General features: G+C 58.7%; 14 protein-coding genes. 4 read left to right on the top strand and 10 right to left on the bottom strand.

Features of this window, described 5'->3' with window-relative positions:
• Positions 1–10: 10 nt before the first annotated feature.
• Both PA598K_RS02090 and PA598K_RS02085 read right to left on the bottom strand, forming a co-directional pair.
• Positions 11–1096, bottom strand: coding sequence for a copper resistance D family protein (locus tag PA598K_RS02090; RefSeq protein ID WP_128655254.1), 1086 nt, complete (start codon positions 1094–1096; stop codon positions 11–13).
• Positions 1097–1789 (bottom strand): copper resistance CopC family protein, encoded by a 693-nt coding sequence (locus tag PA598K_RS02085; protein ID WP_128655253.1) that lies wholly within the window; start codon positions 1787–1789, stop codon positions 1097–1099.
• Positions 1790–2020: 231 nt separating this feature from the next.
• Here PA598K_RS02085 and PA598K_RS02080 point away from each other — a divergent pair, with 231 nt between their 5' ends.
• From PA598K_RS02080 to PA598K_RS02065, 4 genes are all read left to right on the top strand, one after another.
• Positions 2021–4432: a heavy metal translocating P-type ATPase gene (locus tag PA598K_RS02080; protein WP_128655252.1), complete on the top strand. Its 2412-nt coding sequence runs from the start codon at positions 2021–2023 to the stop codon at positions 4430–4432.
• Between the two features lie 327 nt (positions 4433–4759).
• Entirely contained in the window at positions 4760–5029 is a 270-nt protein-coding gene (locus PA598K_RS02075; protein WP_128655251.1) for a CD3324 family protein, read from the top strand.
• 152 nt (positions 5030–5181) lie between these two features.
• Complete coding sequence (locus PA598K_RS02070; RefSeq protein ID WP_128655250.1) at positions 5182–5649, top strand: hypothetical protein; 468 nt, start codon at positions 5182–5184, stop codon at positions 5647–5649.
• A 308-nt stretch (positions 5650–5957) separates the two neighbouring features.
• A complete protein-coding gene (locus tag PA598K_RS02065) occupies positions 5958–6716 on the top strand; it encodes an aminoglycoside adenylyltransferase domain-containing protein (RefSeq protein WP_128655249.1) in 759 nt (252 codons plus the stop codon).
• Between the two features lie 248 nt (positions 6717–6964).
• On the opposite strand, the gene PA598K_RS02060 is transcribed toward PA598K_RS02065, so the two are convergent.
• The 8 genes from PA598K_RS02060 to PA598K_RS02025 all read right to left on the bottom strand — a co-directional run bounded on the left by PA598K_RS02060 (position 6965) and on the right by PA598K_RS02025 (position 16127).
• Entirely contained in the window at positions 6965–7609 is a 645-nt protein-coding gene (locus PA598K_RS02060) for an SDR family oxidoreductase (protein WP_128655248.1), read from the bottom strand.
• 76 nt (positions 7610–7685) lie between these two features.
• The gene (locus PA598K_RS02055; protein ID WP_128655247.1) at positions 7686–8564 is read right to left on the bottom strand and encodes an alpha/beta hydrolase family protein; all 879 of its coding nucleotides are present in this window, start codon (positions 8562–8564) and stop codon (positions 7686–7688) included.
• 104 nt (positions 8565–8668) lie between these two features.
• Positions 8669–10180, bottom strand: coding sequence for an Lsa family ABC-F type ribosomal protection protein (locus PA598K_RS02050; RefSeq protein ID WP_128655246.1), 1512 nt, complete (start codon positions 10178–10180; stop codon positions 8669–8671).
• 393 nt (positions 10181–10573) lie between these two features.
• On the bottom strand, positions 10574–11317 hold the full coding sequence (locus PA598K_RS02045; protein ID WP_128655245.1) for an EcsC family protein: 744 nt from the start codon (positions 11315–11317) through the stop codon (positions 10574–10576).
• A gap of 21 nt (positions 11318–11338) precedes the next feature.
• Entirely contained in the window at positions 11339–12613 is a 1275-nt protein-coding gene (locus PA598K_RS02040) for an ATP-binding protein (protein WP_185601440.1), read from the bottom strand.
• Positions 12614–12856: 243 nt separating this feature from the next.
• On the bottom strand, positions 12857–13939 hold the full coding sequence (locus PA598K_RS02035; RefSeq protein ID WP_128655243.1) for a LolA family protein: 1083 nt from the start codon (positions 13937–13939) through the stop codon (positions 12857–12859).
• Positions 13936–15411: a HAMP domain-containing sensor histidine kinase gene (locus PA598K_RS02030; RefSeq protein ID WP_128655242.1), complete on the bottom strand. Its 1476-nt coding sequence runs from the start codon at positions 15409–15411 to the stop codon at positions 13936–13938. The genes PA598K_RS02035 and PA598K_RS02030 overlap by 4 nt, the downstream gene beginning before the upstream one ends.
• Positions 15408–16127 carry a response regulator transcription factor gene (locus tag PA598K_RS02025; protein ID WP_128655241.1) on the bottom strand — a complete coding sequence of 240 codons (720 nt, stop codon included), beginning with the start codon at positions 16125–16127 and terminating at the stop codon, positions 15408–15410. Before PA598K_RS02025 ends, PA598K_RS02030 begins: the two co-directional genes overlap by 4 nt.
• Positions 16128–16295 lie beyond the last annotated feature (168 nt).

Below are 16295 nucleotides of genomic sequence, written 5' to 3'. Positions count from 1 at the left end.
CGCGTCAACCTCATACGACGCTAAGCATGAAACCGTAATAGAGCAATGCGGCAGCCAGCAGCGACCAGAGGAGCGCGCTGACCGCCTGCTTGCGCTTGACGGACAGGACGGCGGTCCAGACCAGCAGCGCGGCAGCCGCCCAGACCACAATAGACAAGAGACCAGGCGTCACGGCCAACTGAGCCTCTCTATCCATCGAACCGCCGCTAAACCACAGGTACAGACTCGATGCCGGTGTCGATTGCAGCGTATCGGAGACGTCGTGAGGCGCGGCTTGCTGGTTCATGAAGCCGGTCACAGTGAAGATGAGCAGCACGACGATACCCTCGACGCGCGCCCAGATCCGCGGCCGGAACGCAGCATCCGTCTGGAGGCGGCGCTTCACCCAGAAGCCATTGACGATGGCCATGAACGCTAACGGGAGGATGAGCACATGCTTGATCAGCAATGCTTGACCGTAAGGGATCTGCCAGGCGTTCACGTACTCCGGGGCGACGCCGAACATCAACACGAAGCCCGAGGCGAGGATGATTGCCATGCAGGCAGCCGCAAGCGGGTGATACCACTGGACGAAGCGCAGCCATCGGTCCGTCCCCGTCGCCCCAGCCCAGCCGGCCAGCAGCAGCGGACCCGCCCAGAGCGCGATCCCGATCAGATGCAGCGTCTGCGCGAGGATTCCCCATGTCCCATACAGCGATGCGACGTGGCTTGACCAGCCCTGGACGGTGATGAGGGTAAAGACGAGCAGCAGGATGAACTGCCGCAGTCCCGGACCAGGCTTCTTTTCATTGCGCAGGATCAAGATGGTGAGCAGCAGCGACAGGACGACGGTAATCAGATACGCCTTGCCCTCCGTGAAGCCGCTCAATACTTGTCTGAACGTCTCCCAGTACCCAACATCCTCGGCGAAAAAGCCGACAATCCGCAGTACCGGAAACAATGCGAAAAAACCAATGCCCAGCGACGCTCCCGCAATCAGACGAACGGGCAAACGGTCGATCGGCCGATCCCGCTCGGGCACGACGCCGAGCAGAACGTACCCGGCCACGATGGCTAGACAGGTGTAGAGGAACGGCTCTGCAATCCAGTACCACATCTATTGTTTCCTCCCGTTGCCTCCGTTGCGTTTGGCTCTGACGACGGAGAGAGTGCCCGCGATGATGCCGATGAGTGCGGCGCCGAGTCCAATCCATACCGCAGGGTTACTGCCCGAGGACTCTTTTTCCTTGTCTGCCTCTGCACCTTGGGACGGCTGTGTCTCATTGTTCGCAGGGGCAGCGTCTTGAGACGGCTCCGTGTCATGGTTCCCAGGGACCGCCTCCTCCTTCGTTTCCGGAGTCTGCTCTGCCGTCGTCGTATCCGGGGCCTGCTCTGCCGCAGGCGCTTCTTCCCGGACAGGCTCCTCAGCCGGCGCTTGTACTGGAGCATTCAGTGTAAAGCTATATTGGCTCTCGATCGGATGGCCGTCCTCGCCGACGATCTTCCAGGCCACGGTGTAGTCTCCGTTCGGCAGCGGATCGCTGAGCCCGCTGCGCAAATATTGGCCGTCGACCTCGATTGGTCCGATCGGCTGCTCCTCGCCGTTCAGCAGCAGCTTAAACGTGCTCAATGGCTCAACATCCGTGTTGAACTTCAGCTCGATGGCCGTGAGCTCCTCCGTCACCGTCGAATCCGGCTCCGGCGTGGCCGACGACAGTGTCGTATGCGCTTGCGCCATACCGAGCCCGAACAGTCCGCCCAGTAGGATCGTTACCGCGAAGAGCGCAAACATACGATAGGTTCGTTTCATTTCCTGATCTCACTCCTTCTTGGGTAAGCAACGCGTTTTATTATAGCAGATTTTAAGAGAGATGAACTACGACGATATTTCGAACATTCCAACACATGAACATTCGTTCACGCATTCGCATATGCTGTGCCAGGAAGCAGTCCGCTTCTCCGTCTTGGCTTGGACGCTTTATAGCCTACGGGCTGCCGGGGCAAGATAGAATTTGACAAGTTTTGCAGATGGGTATATCATATGAGCAAATGTTCATGTATTAATCGAAAGAAGGTGACTCGGGTGAACCAGTATCGCATCAAGGGCCTCTCCTGCGCCGGCTGCGCCCAACGCATCGAGGACGAGATCAAAGAGCTGGAGCATGGCGACGATACACGACTGAGCTACAACTCTGGCCGACTCACGGTCAATCCCCAAGTGTCGATGAAAGAAGTGAAACGCATCCTGAAGTCGGATGGCGCCTACATCGCAGCCACCCTCTCGCTCGACGAGTCCGCAGCAGCCAGCGAACATGGACATGCTGCATCTGGCACAGGTCATGGCCATAGCCACACTGACGATCATAACCACGCTCCTGGCAACGAGGACGGCGGACACTCGCATGGGAACGCCGGACATACTCATGGACACGCGCACGGGAACGCCGGACACTCGCACGCCCGTGCGCATGATGGGCACTCACACGGACACGCTCATACGCATGATAAAGGCGGACGCGCGCATGCCCATACACATGATGATGACGATGGGCACGGGCATGACCACAGCCATGAAGAAGGCGGCAACAACCGCATGCTGTGGCTGCTCGTCGCCTCCTCGGTCATCTACGTTGCCGCCTTGTTGCTCGACGGGACGCTCGAGCGCTGGGCCGTCATCCCGCTCTATCTCGCAGCGACCGCGATTAGCGGCTATACGACGTTCTGGCGCGGGCTGAAGAACCTGGCCCGCTTCAAGTTCACTATCGATACGCTGATGACGATCGCCCTGATCGGCGCGGTGGCGATCGGCGAGTGGAAGGAAGCGACGCTCGTCGCCATCCTGTTCGGACTGAATGAGCTGCTCGAGGGCTACGGCATGGAGCGCGCCCGCCGTTCGATGGAGTCGCTGCTGCAGGTCGCTCCCAAGGAAGCGATCCGCGTCGAGGATGGCCGCGAATCGGTCGTGCCGATCGCCTCTCTGCAGGCAGGCGATCTGGTGAAGATCAAGCCCGGCGAGAAGATCCCCTCCGACGGTGTAGTCGAGGACGGCAAGAGCTCGGTTAATGAGGCTGCCATCACCGGCGAGTCGCTGCCCGTCGAGAAGTCGGCAGGCGAGAGCGTCTACGGCGGCGCGATCAACAATGAAGGTCTGCTGTTCGTACGGATCACAAAGGCGTATGAGGACTCTTCGCTGGCCAAGATTCTGCATCTTGTACAGGAGGCGCAGGAGACCAAGACGCCGACCGAGCTGTTCATCAACCGCTTTGCCAGATACTACACGCCGCTCATCATGCTTGTAGCCCTGCTGGTCACTCTGGCCCCTCCTCTCCTATTCGACGGGGACTGGCAGACTTGGCTGTACCAAGGGTTGTCCGTCCTCATTGTCGGTTGCCCGTGCGCCCTTATCCTCTCCTCGCCAATCGCGATCGTCTCCGGGATTACCCGCAACGCGCGCAACGGCGTGCTCGTCAAGGGCGGCGTCTTCCTGGAGCAGCTCGGCAAGATCGATACGCTCGCATTCGACAAGACCGGCACGCTGACCAAGGGCGAGCCGCATGTCGCACGTACCGAGAGCTATGACGACGCCCGCTTCCTGACGATCGCCGGATCGATCGAGCAATCATCCTCGCATCCGCTCGCCAGGGCGATCATGCGCGAGGTATCTGCCCGTCAGACGAAGCTGTTCGCTCCGGAGGAACTGGAGACGCTGGGAGGTCGCGGCATCCGGGCCCGCGTCGACGGCGAGACCTACTGGCTCGGCAACGAGGAGAGCATCGCCCACATCGACATCCCGACTGAGGTGCGGAGCGCGATCGAGAGCTTCAAGCAGGAAGGCTTGACGCTCGTGCTGCTGGCGGATGAGCATCGCATACTCGGCATGTTCGGCATCGCCGACGAGATCCGGCCGGAGAGCCGCGGCGTCATCGCAGCCCTGCACAAGCTGGGCATCCGACGCACGGTCATGCTGACTGGCGACCATCGTCGCACCGCCGAGAAGGTTGCAGGCGCGGTCGGTGTCACCGACTACTATGGCAATCTGCTGCCTGAGGACAAGGTGACCCGGATCAAGGAGCTGGCTGCCAGCGGCCGCGTCGCCATGATCGGCGACGGCATCAATGACGCCCCGGCTCTCGCATCGGCGCAGCTCGGCATCGCGATGGGCAAGGGCACCGACAGCGCGATCGAGACAGCAGACATCGTGCTCATGCAGGACCATCTCGGCAAGCTGCCCGAGGCGGTATCGATCGCCCGTCGAGTCAATCGGATCATCCGCTTCAACATCGGCGTCTCGCTCGGACTGAAGCTGATCGCGTTGCTGCTGACGATCCCCGGCTGGCTTACACTCTGGATCGCCATCCTCTCGGATATGGGCGCGACCATCTTCGTCACGCTGGTCAGCCTGACGATCCTGATCCAGCTACGGCGGCCGGATGAACAGCGACATCTGGCCTGAGCTTGATGTCCGGTTCTCCCTACGCTCATCTGCAACAGCCCCGCCTTGGAGCGGGGCTGTTGCCTGTCTGACGGTTTACAGCAACGTCCATCCTGTGCTACATTTTGGACAACGAAATTAATTTAGAGGGAGGGCAAAAGGACATGTGGCATCATTATAACCTTGCAAGTCGTGAGCTTCGCTCCATGCAAAGTCTGTAGAATGAATACAGTGGTTCTTTGTATGGAGCGGCTTTCCTAACCGCTGAGCCTGGACGAGAAGCGTTCAACGTTCATTTATGCAGACTTTGCATCCTGTTCATCGAATTCAGGTGAAGGAGCGAAGTCTATGAAATATGTATCCGCAAACGATATCCTGCCGGAAGAGCTGCTGCTCGAGGTACAAAAATATGTCCAAGGCACCACCCTTTACATCCCCTCCCCCAAGCAACGCAAAAAAAAGTGGGGCGAGATGTCCGGGCAACGGGCTTATTTGAAGGAACGGAACGAACAGATTCGTCAGCAATTTCAACAAGGCAAGGATGTTGAAAAGCTGGCCGAAGCCTTTTTCCTGTCCCTGGACAGCATCAAAAAGATCGTCTACCGCAAACAGGTATGACGCAAAAGCCCGCGTGTGTCACGCGGGTTTGTTTCTTTTGTATTAAATTTTCATTAAATGAAATATTATCCAAGTGTTTACGTCTAATTAGTCTGAAGGAAAAATGATGCTGGCAAGAACCTGAAACCATCGTTTGGGAAGGAGAATGAATAATGAATAACACCATTCCAATGAAACACACTATGGTAATCCTCATGACAATTTCGATCTTGATGTTGCTAATCGGCTGTAAAACCAACAATGTGCCTGCTGAATCTATGGATCCAACACAAAACGGAGAAACGAAAACATTTAGTTATGATGGACTCAAACTTGAGGTAACAAACGTCTACGAAGTTCGAACCGAAAGCATGAACGATGATGGAGGCAATTCACTAGAATACAGTGTTTTTGTCTGCTATACCAGCGCAACGGTTACCGTAATATCCGCCGATATGAGCGATAGTAATCTCTCTGCCGATGGAAAGTCTCATCCAAATTGGGGGGTGCTTTTGGCATCTGGTGAACGTAAGGATATCGTGGACAACATGGATTCATTTCCTATCACCCCAGATATGCTCGGCATTTACAACCTCGAATCGAGCATGTATGTTTTGAAATTTGAGAACAAAAATGACTGAAAAACCTAACGAAAACTAGGGCGTGTTTGCATACTCGGAGGGTAGCAGATTGGGCTGAATTTTCGTTCCATGCAAGGAACTTTTGTGAAGGCGTACCGGGGGTACGGCAAGCAAAAGTGACGCCGCAGGGGGCGGAAAGGCGGTCTAAGATGCCCCTGAGCGGGTGTGCAAACACGCCCTAGGGTTATAATTGTTCTTTGCCTAGCATCACGCCCGTCATGCATTTAAACTTAGCCTAAAGAACAGGTCACCCTCAAAATGCCGTGACCGCGGGCTTTATTTGAGGGTAGCCTGATAGGAGGCAGAACATGAACACCCACTTAACATCGATTCAGCAACTATTCGAGGAGACCTTGCAGGACAACATGCTTGGCCTATATGTATACGGCTCGGTAGCGATGGACTGCTTCAATCCTGCACGCAGCGATATCGATCTGCTGATCGTCGTCAAGGAGCGTTTGAAGGATCACGATATAACCTCCTTGACGCAGCGACTGCTGGGGTTGCGCGACACGATGACGCCAGGCATCGAATGCAGCGTGATGCTTGAAGAGCACCTTTTCCGTCTCGTCCACCCGACGCCGTGCGAATATCACTTCTCGGACTATCACCTCGAACGGTATCGCTCCAATCCCGACTACCGTATCGTTCGTTACGAGGACCCCGATCTAGCGTCGCAGGTGACGATGGCCTATGTCAGAGGCCTGCCATTGTACGGCAAGCCTCTGGCCGAACGCTACCCTGCGCCGGATGAGCGGGCGTATCTCGCATCGATCCTCCACGACATCGAGGATGCCGACTCCGCGATCCTATCGAATTCGTTATACACCGTGCTGAATCTATGCCGCGTCCTTTATTATATAAGGGAAGGCGCGTTCGCCTCCAAAAAAGAAGGCGGCGAGTGGGCGCTGACGATGCTGCCCGCCAACTATCGCCCGATGGTGCAGATGTACGTAGATGCCTATACAGGCGCCAGTCCCGAGGAGAAGGCTGATCCCGCCCAGCTTACGGAGTTTGCTGCTTATATGCGTCGAGAGATCGATCATGCGCTGGAGTCGCGACGGTGACGCCCAGGTCAGTCCAGCCGCAATACACCTTGGGCTCCTTAACCTCCACCTGGCGCAGAATAGCCAAGTCGATGCGTTCTCCTTCTATCAATGTAACCTCTGTGATGATCGACGAGACGCCGCCCTTGAGCGAGCGCTCGCCTATGATCGTCGCCCCCCGGGGCAACCGACTCGAGGACCGATTGTCGGGTTGTTTCATTAAGCGTCGTTCGGGATGGATTGCTCAGCTGGCTCGCTCCTTTCCCTCGTCAGATCGCTGCGATCGCATCGCCGATCGACTGCTTGCCCGAGAGCAGGTCGTATGCCTGCCGATAGGTCGCAGGCGCTTCGAGGACGGCGGCGATCACGCCTGCCACATCCTCGCGCGGGATCGTGCCTCCAGCCGTCGCTGGCTCGATGCTGATCATCCCCGTGCCCGGCTCATCGGTCAGGCCGCCGGGGCGCAGGATCGTGTAGTCCAGCTTGCTGGCGGTCAGCAATCGGTCGGCATAATGCTTGGCGACGTAGTAAGGCCGGATCGACTCATGCCAGCGCTCGCGCTGCTCGGCTCCAAGCGCGCTCACCATGACGAAGCGCCGCACATCGGCTTGCTCGGCCGCCTCGATCAGCTTCACAGCGCCGTCGAGATCGATGAGCAACGTCTTGTCGTAGCCGGTCTTGGCCCCGGAGCCTGCCGTGAAGACGAGCGCGTCGCAGCCGCGAACCGCAGCAGCCAGCTCATCCACGCTAGCTTCGAGATCGGCGATGATACTCTCGACGCCCGACGCCCGATATCGCTCGGCCTGCTCCGGCTTGCGCACCATCGCGATCGGCGTATGCTTCCCGCCGGTTTTCAGCATCTCGATGAGCAGACGGCCGATCTGGCCGTTCGCCCCCGCTACTAGCACCTTCATGTACACCACAGCCCTTCATAGATTTTGGTACCGAAACCGAGGAAGTCCTCGGTGACTAATCCTGCCGCTCCATCCGTTAGCGCTGGCCGACAATTTCCCGGAAGAACGCATCTGTCGCCGCAATCGCCTGCTCCAGCGCATCCGTCGTCTCCGTAAAGGGGTGTCTGGCGCCGAAGGTGTGATCCGCTCCCTCCAGCTCCAGGAAGCGTTGCTGTGGGGCCGCCGCGCGCAGCGCTTCGAAGCCGTCGCGCAGACGCTGGGCGTCGCCCTTGCCCTGGATGAAGAGCATCGGCGTCGCCGCCTCCGCTGCCCGGGCAGGAATATCGAAGCGCTCCCGATGCCGGTCCAGATCCTCATAGAACACCGCTTCGATCGGCATCTCCTGCTTGGTGCGCGCATTGGCCACATATCCGACGCCCTCGCGCAGCACCTGCTCCCGGAATGCAGGTCCGAACAGATCGGCATGGCCGATCCCGTTCCAGGCGACGACACCGCGCAGTCGATCCGGGTGGTCCGCTGCGAAGATGACGCTGTTGCCGCCGCCCCGACTATGTCCCACGAGCAGCAGCTCCTCGCGTACCATCCGCTCGCTCAACGGCAGACGTCCGGCTGCAACTGCATCAACGACCGATGCCAGGTCCGCTTGTTCGCGGGAGTATGTGTTGCGACCGAATCGCTGGAGCTCGTCAAAATCCCGCGCTGCCACCCCGTTATGCGAGAAGTTGAAGGTCACCGCGACATAACCCAACGCCGCAAAACGCTTCGCGGTATAAGGGAAAAATCCCCAATCCTTGAAGCCCTTAAAACCGTGGACTAGAATGATGACGGGAAGCGGCTCGCTCGCACCTGCGGGCGTACCAGCATCACTTTCGGACGCGTACACATCTCCTCTAATGAGGACGTTTGGTTCGACTTGCAGCTCGAAGCGCCTCCGCTCCACCTTAGGCTCCTCCATCGTCTCCTCCTCCTCCTCCTCTGTCTTCTCTGGACTCGTCTGTCCTCCTGCTAGGTTACCATATTCCCCCAGGCCAAGCATAGCAATATGCAGGCGCATCTGACCTATCCGCTCGCCCCGTCCGCGCGCGCCACACTGCCGAGAGAGACGGTCCGGGTCGCGATATGCTCGCAGAACGTCGCGTCATGCTCTACGAACAGCAGCGTCGGCTGGTGCTCGAGCAGCAGCTCCTCGATCTGCATGCGGGAGATGACGTCGATATAGTTGAGCGGCTCATCCCACAGATGCAGATGCGCTTGCTCGCACAGACTGCCGGCGATCAGCACTTTTTTCTTCTGCCCTGCGCTTAGCTGGCGCATATCCTTTTCGAACTGGACGCGGGCAAAATCCAGCTTGCGCAAAATCGCCTTGAACAGACTCTCGTCGATGCCGAGACTACGCGCATAGTCCGTCAAATCTCCTGCCAGATGCGACGTATCTTGCGGCACATACGAGATGCGCAGCCGACTGCCGATATTCACTGTGCCGCTATGGTTGATTGGTTCGCCGAGGAGCAGCTTCAGCAGACTCGACTTGCCCGAGCCGTTCGGCCCCGTGAGCGCGATGCGATCGCCCTGCTGGATATCGAAGCGGATGTCCTCGCAGACGACTCGATCGCCGTAACGGATCGAGACGTCCAGCAGCTCGAGCAGCTGCGGCTTGTGATAGACGAGCTGCGTCAGCTTCAGACTGTCGGCGGTCTCAAGATTTTTGAGCAGCGACGACTTCTCCTCCAGCGCTGTCTGCTGGCGTCGCTCGATTGACTTGGAGCGCTTCATCATTTTGGCCGCCTTATGGCCGACATAGCCCTTATCGACCTTTATGCCGGAGTTGCGAGTGCCGTTTTTGGTCTTCTCGACCTCATGCGACCATTGATTGGTCCGCTTCGCCGCCTCCGACAGCCGCTTGACGTCCTTGCGGAGCCGCTCGTTTTCAGTCAGCTCGTACTGATCCTGTCGCTGCTTGTTGTCCCACCATGAGGAGAAATTACCCCGTTGCACGTCAATCGACGCGCGATTGATCGATAACACATGATCGACGCAGTTGTCCAGGAAGGCGCGGTCGTGCGAGACGAGGATAAAGCCGCGCTTGCTCCTCAAATAATCGCTGACGAGTCGTCGAGCGTGCAGATCGAGATGGTTGGTCGGCTCGTCGATCAGCAGGAATCGATGCTCCTGCAGGAACAGCGCCGCCAGCATCACCTTGGTCTGCTCGCCGCTCGAGAGTGTCTCAAACGGCCGGTAGAGGACATCGTCCGCGACCTGCAGCAGCGATAGCTCCCGCTCGAGCTGCCACTGCTGCGCCTCGGGGACGCGATCCAGCGCGACGTCGATGGTCAAGTATTCGGGATGCGGGATCGGATAAGGGAAATAATCGAACCCCGCGTCGGCACTGATCGTGCCGCTATATTCCAACTCGCCGAGCAGCAGCTTCAGGAACGTCGTTTTGCCGCGCCCGTTGCGGCCGACGAACCCGAGCTTCCAGTCCGTGTCGAGCTGAAAGCTCGCGTCCTCGAAGATCAGATCGTAGCTGCCGTCATAAGCAAAGGTTAAGTTGTTCACCTGGATTAAAGCCATACCTACCGCCTCCTGTTCCGAAATAAAAAGAGCCGCAAGAAGGCAAATACCTTCCTACAGCTCTATCCGGACACAGCAATGCAGAGACGACAGCTACACATCCTCAGTCGAGATGCCGACATGCGGCAATCGACGCAGACACAGAGCTATCAATGCAAAACTGACGGTTACGGTAGGAAGAAGACGTACCTTTCCTGCTTGCGGCATAACAAAACAGAGCCATGCTCTGTTAAGTAGCTGTCTTAGCAAGAAAGGTTTGACATCCGCTTCCACTCCGTTTCCTTTAAGTTAATGGTATCTTAACATAGGCTTAGGCTCATTTCAAGTCGATCACGGACCGCCGACAGCCTGGCACCCGACCAGGTTCATGCGCTCCATGGCCTAGTCCCTGTCTCACGCCCGATCCTGCAGCCAGCGCATCCGGTAGGCGTGCATGCCGACCTGCCCCAGCTCCTCCAGCAGGCCATAGTTGGCCCATGCGCCGATGACGGCGCCGATGCCCGGGAGCAGCTGCAGCATTTTGCGGAAGTCGATCGTATCCCGGTACTCCTGCTGCAGCTGACGCCAGTCGATCGCGTCCGCGCCGGCCTCGCCCTTGGGCAGCGCCTCTCGCCGGGCGGGCCACTCGCGGATTACCTCCAGCAGCCGCCGCTGCTTCTCCGGAGAGGAGAATGCGAGCTGGAACACATAGAGCACGAACAGCCGCTCCCGATAATCGCGCGTCGAATAGCCATACACATGAGCCAGCTCGAACAAGAACTTCACCTTGATGCCGATCAGCACCGGGAAGTCGACGAGTCCGAGCAGGATGCCTCCTGCACCGGTGCCTGCACCCTCGGCGGCGGCGATCTTCTTGTAGCGCGAGAGGAGCGCCTCGGCTTGCGTATCGCGGTCGGCCAGGCTGATGCGCCGCAGCGGCTCCTGCTTCGGGATATACTCCGCGGTGAACAGGCTCGTCTTGACGATGCCGCGCACCGAGGCGGTGAGCGCATCATGCACCCGCTCGGGGATGAGCCGGTTGATCCGCGTCGACAGCGACTTGGACGCCCGCTCAAAGACGCCGTGCGGCTTCAGCAGCTCTCGCTCCCAACGCTTGAGACGTTTGGCCGTCTGCTCCTCGTACAGTGTGTAAGCCATCGCAGCGGCACCTCCGTCGGGTTAACTGTGTGCGCCGGGGACGAGCAGCAGCTCCTCCAGCTCGCGCCGCTCCGGTCCGCTCGTCTCCATCATCCCGCCGAGCACTGTGGCCAGCCGCTCCCGACTCGCCGACTCGAGGAGCAGATCGAGCATGCGGACGAGCGCCCGCTTCTGCTCGGGATTGAGCCGGGTGAACATCCGCGGCTCGATGCGGTAGAGTGTCTTGATCACCTGCTCCAGCTCAGGCTTGCGCGACGCAGCCTCCGGCTCTTGAGTCTCATCCGGGAATGCCCCGGCCTCGGCCAGATCGGCGATGACCGCATCCGCCGAGCTGCGCAGGAACGGCTTGCGCTTGTCATGGATGAGCTGATTGATCGCCTCCATCAAGTACGTATACGGCTCGCTCTTGCGGCTGAGTCCAAAGCTTAGCTCCTGCTGACCGTACTGGTCTTGACTCATGAAGTCGAAGTGATCGAACAGCTTACTGCGGATATAGACGCTATGGTAGAAGGCATCGCCCTTGTTGTTGAACGTCGTCGGCTGCTTGTGTCGCTCCTGACGCGCCGAATCGAGAAAGTAGAGCCGCGAATACTCCTGGTTGATCCGCTCCTGCCAGCGAATAAAGGTGACATGGAACCGCGTCCGGCTCGGCTCATGCTCGAGCTCCATCCGCACTCGCTCGGCGACCAGCCGACTATAGTCGAGCGGTTCGCCATTCAACAGCAGCTCGAAGCCGCTGGCGGCATGCAGCTCCAGGAACCAGCCGAACTCGCGCGACAGATAATGCGCCAGATCCTCGGGCTCCAGCTCGCGGTGCAGATGCTCGAAGATAACCTCCGTCCCGGTCTGTGCCTCGGTTGCCGTCGGCTCGGTCGCCTCGTACGTGTCCAGTGTATCGGAGGCGATGCGGATCGTGTAGTTCATGTGCGTCAAGCCGTCGCTATACGTCGTCTTCCACGTCGCCTGCGAGGCGAAGCTATGGAACGTCAGACGGCCAATGCCGTTTTTGCCATGCATCGTCGAGCTTTTGCGGGGGCGGCTGCCGGGGTCGATCTGTTTCTCCGACTCGTAAAATATTTTGAACTTGTGCGCAAGCCCGGATCGCGGAATGCCATAGCCATTATCCTTGACGACGAGGCTCTCCGCCCCGCCCAGTTCATTGCGTCCGATCGACAGCTCGACCCGAGTGGCGCCGGCATCGAAGCCGTTCCAGACATACTCTGCTACCGACTGCAAGGCGTCGAACTTTTGCAACGTCCGTTTGATCCCTCTCGGCGTAATCTGCACCTTTTCCACTTTACGCCACTCCCCTCGATGGATATGTATTCGTACGTATAGTTTACCATACCAGGAAGGCGAATACCCCTAGTGAAAACGGGGAATTGCCGACAATTCGGCTGCGGGACGGCGTGGCGCCAAAGAGGGGCAGATTCAAGGCGAAACAGCCAGCATGGACAGCCGCGTAGATCAGGCGAATACAAAAAAACAGCCGCCAAGCTCGCGATAATAGCGGGCTTGGCGGCCGAATGCTGCTGATGCTTACTGCTCGTTTGCGAGCGTATCGCTGAGCACCATGCTCTCTGTACGCTCCAGCACATCCTCCAGCGTCAGGTCGGGATGATCGATCAGGATACCGTACCGGAGTCCGTCCTCATCCCAGCTCAAGTTGCGGATGACGTCCATATATTCCGCCTGATGGCCGCGTACGAGCTGCTGGTTGTCCAGCTTCGCATCCTCCGGCGTCGGAAACACGGTCAGCGTCAGCTCCGGGATGCCATCCTCTCCGATATAAGAGATCGAGACCTCTGTCCGCGTCAGCGCGCCGTCATAGACATGCCACTCGGCGATCGCGCTCTCCGCATCGGTCCCTTCCAGGACGAGGAACGGGCGTCCCAGCGCTGCCTCGGCTTCGGCGAGTGTGCCGGTGTAGGTCGGGAATTCGTCGCCGAGCGGCGTGACGACCACGTGCTCCGGCAGATCGACGACGAAGACCGACTCATCGAACTTGGGCTCCATCTCCAGCTTGGTATAGACAGTCTCCGAGCGAACATCGCCAGTCTGCGAGATCGCCTTGACGACAAACCAGCTCTTCGGATCGACCCAGAACTCCATATCTCCGAACAACGAGCCTGTATCGTTAGCCGTTACCTTCAGATGATGCGTAGCGAAGCCCGCGACCTTCTCCTCGCCGACGATCTGGTAGGTGTGGGTCTCCTTCAACCGCTCCAGCATGTGCAGCAGTTGCTCCCGCTGCGTCTGACCGCCCAGCCCTTCCAGGCCAGCCATATCTATAGCGTGTGCCTTATCGCTGCCTTCCTCGTAGCTGATCACTTGCTTGCCATCGTTCCAGGTGAACGATTTGCGACCGTCCTTATTCAGATCGGACATGACTATCGCGCGTCTGCCATCGGCATGGACATATTCCTCGAAGGCCATGTTCTCTGTCATCTCATCATTCATATAGAGCTTCATCTCGCCTTCGCCGATGTAGCTCAGCTTTTGCTCCTCCGACTGCATGACATGACCGATGATTTCCTCCGGTGTCGCACTCAGCTTATTCGTACATCCCGTCAGCAACAGCACCGCTGTCACAGGGATTAACAACCATTGGTTTAGATTCATAACGTATCGTCTCCTTTTCGTTCGGGTAATCGGCACGCGATTAGCGTACCGCGATTTTCGGCCGACCACAGTCGGATCGCGCCGCCGTGGCGCTCCACTAACAGCTTGGCAATGCTAAGACCAAGTCCCGAGCTGCCGCCCATCGTCCGCGAAGCCTCGCCTTGCACGAAGGGCTCGAAGATTGGCTGCTGCAGCGCCTCCGGGATGCCCTCGCCCTCGTTCTGGACGAGGATGACCGTGTTGCCAGCGCGCCATTGCTCAACCTCCGCACGATATACGGACCAGAGCGCCTCAGGCAAAGGCTGACCAGCAGCGCAGGCCGACAGCAGGATCTGGCCGCCGTTCGGCGTGTGGCGGATCGCATTGCTTGCGAGATTGTCCATGACGCGCATCATCTGCGTGACGTCGACGTCGTAGCTGCTCCCGTCCACGCGCTGATCGACCGTCAGCCGGATGCCCTTGCGGACGCTTGGTTCATCATAGCTCGACAGCAGCATCTCGAACAGCTCCTCGCCATCCGCCTCGACCAGATTTAGCCGATATCGATCCGCTTGCAGCGCAGCGTAGAGCGACAAGTCGTCGATCATCTGCTTCATGTGCCGCAGCTTGTCGCCGATAACCGCGCGATAGTCGGCCCGCTCCTCGGCAGACAGCGTGTCGTCAGCGAGCAGACGCTCGGCATAAGCCTGGATGGCCGCCAGCGGCGTCTTCAGGTCATGCGAGAGCGCAGCCAGCATCGTCTCCTTTTCCTGCTGCTGCTCGCGGACCGCCTGCTGCGACTGCTCAATCTTGTCTTGCATCGCTTCGAATCGTCGTTGCAGCTCGCCGATCTCGTCGCCTCGCGGTCGCTCGGAGACGAGCCGCCGCCCTTCGGCGAAGGCGTCCATCTGACGTTGCAGCTTGAGCAGCGGCAGGTTAAGCTTGCGATGCAGCAGTGCGTAGGCGCCGCCGAACAGTAGCAGCACGAAGGCTGTCAGCGATGCAGCGATCAGGACTGTCCTTTCCTGGACGCCGCTAAGCCAGACATCTCTGCGCAGAGTAACCTCATAAAATCCGGCCAGTTCGCCGCCCTTCTGCATGACGGGATGCTTGACCGTGTAGGTGGTCAAGTTTTTTTGGACTCGATTGACATCCCGATACAGCTGCGTCGCATCGAGTCGGGTGAGCCGGCCGGTGCTCTGATCCAGCGAGGAATAGAGCAGGATGCCGTCATAGCGGTACAGCCGTATACCGAGCGACGAGCTGGTGAGCGCCTCGACCGCCGCGTAGCGATCCTGCGATTGCAGGGTGTAATACCCGGGGTCCTCCAGCACGCCCGCCATCTCGTGCACCGTCTGCAGCAACTCCAGATGCTCCAGCAGGTCGCGCTCCTGGTCATAGGAGGAGATCAGGCTGTACAGCGCATAGAGGGCGAGCAGCGGCAACACCATGACGACGATGTAGCTGACGACGAGCCAATGCTTGATCTTCATAACGGCTCTCCGATAAACCGATAGCCCTCGCCCCACACCGTCTGGATAAAACGCGGCTGCCTCGTACTGTCCCTCAGCTTGGTGCGCAATGCCTGGATGTGGACCGTAACCGTGTGGTTGCCGGGTTCGTCCGTCTGCTGCCAGAGCTGCTCGTACAAGTTGCGCTTGGCGAAGATCTCAAACGGATGCTTCGCCATCAGCTGCAACACCTCCCATTCCTTGGGCGTCAACTGCACCTGCTCACCCGAGAGGGAGACGCTGCGTCGATTGAAGTCGATGCTCAGGCCATGCGCATACCGGATCGGCTCCAGCCCGCTCTGCTCGTGGCGGTACCGCCGATAACGCCGCAGGTGCGAGGCGATCCGGGCACTGAGCTCCTCCAGACTAAACGGCTTGGTCACGTAATCGTCGGCACCCAGCTCCAGCCCGCGTATCTTGCTCTCCTCCTCGGCCCGGGCGCTAAGGATGAGCAGCGGCACATCGGAGACCATCCGGATGCTCCGACAGAGCGAGTAACCATCGATCTCGGGCAGCATCAAGTCGACCAGCACCAGGTCGTATTCGGCCAGCTTGAAGTCCTCCCAGCCTTCCCGCCCCGTAGAAGCCCAAGCTACGCCATAGCCTTCCTTGCGCAGATGGTCGCACACGACTCGCGCGATATCCCGATCGTCCTCGACGAGCAGCAGTTTCGCCTGATCTGTCTCTCTCTCTTTCATAAGCGCCTCCCTCTCACATGCTTTATTCTAACGGCTCGCAGCCGTACGCTTCGAAACTTTATATTCCCTTGATACCTTGAGCGCCCTATGACGACCGAACCATTATTATCTTCCCTCAAAAGTATAGTCAAGGCGCCCCAAAAAGTGAAATGTGCCGGCACGCAACAA

This window comes from Paenibacillus sp. 598K, assembly GCF_003851045.1.
Lineage (GTDB): Bacteria > Bacillota > Bacilli > Paenibacillales > Paenibacillaceae > Paenibacillus_D.
Note: the sequence above shows the minus strand (reverse complement) of the source record. Positions and strands in the feature narration are given on the sequence as shown.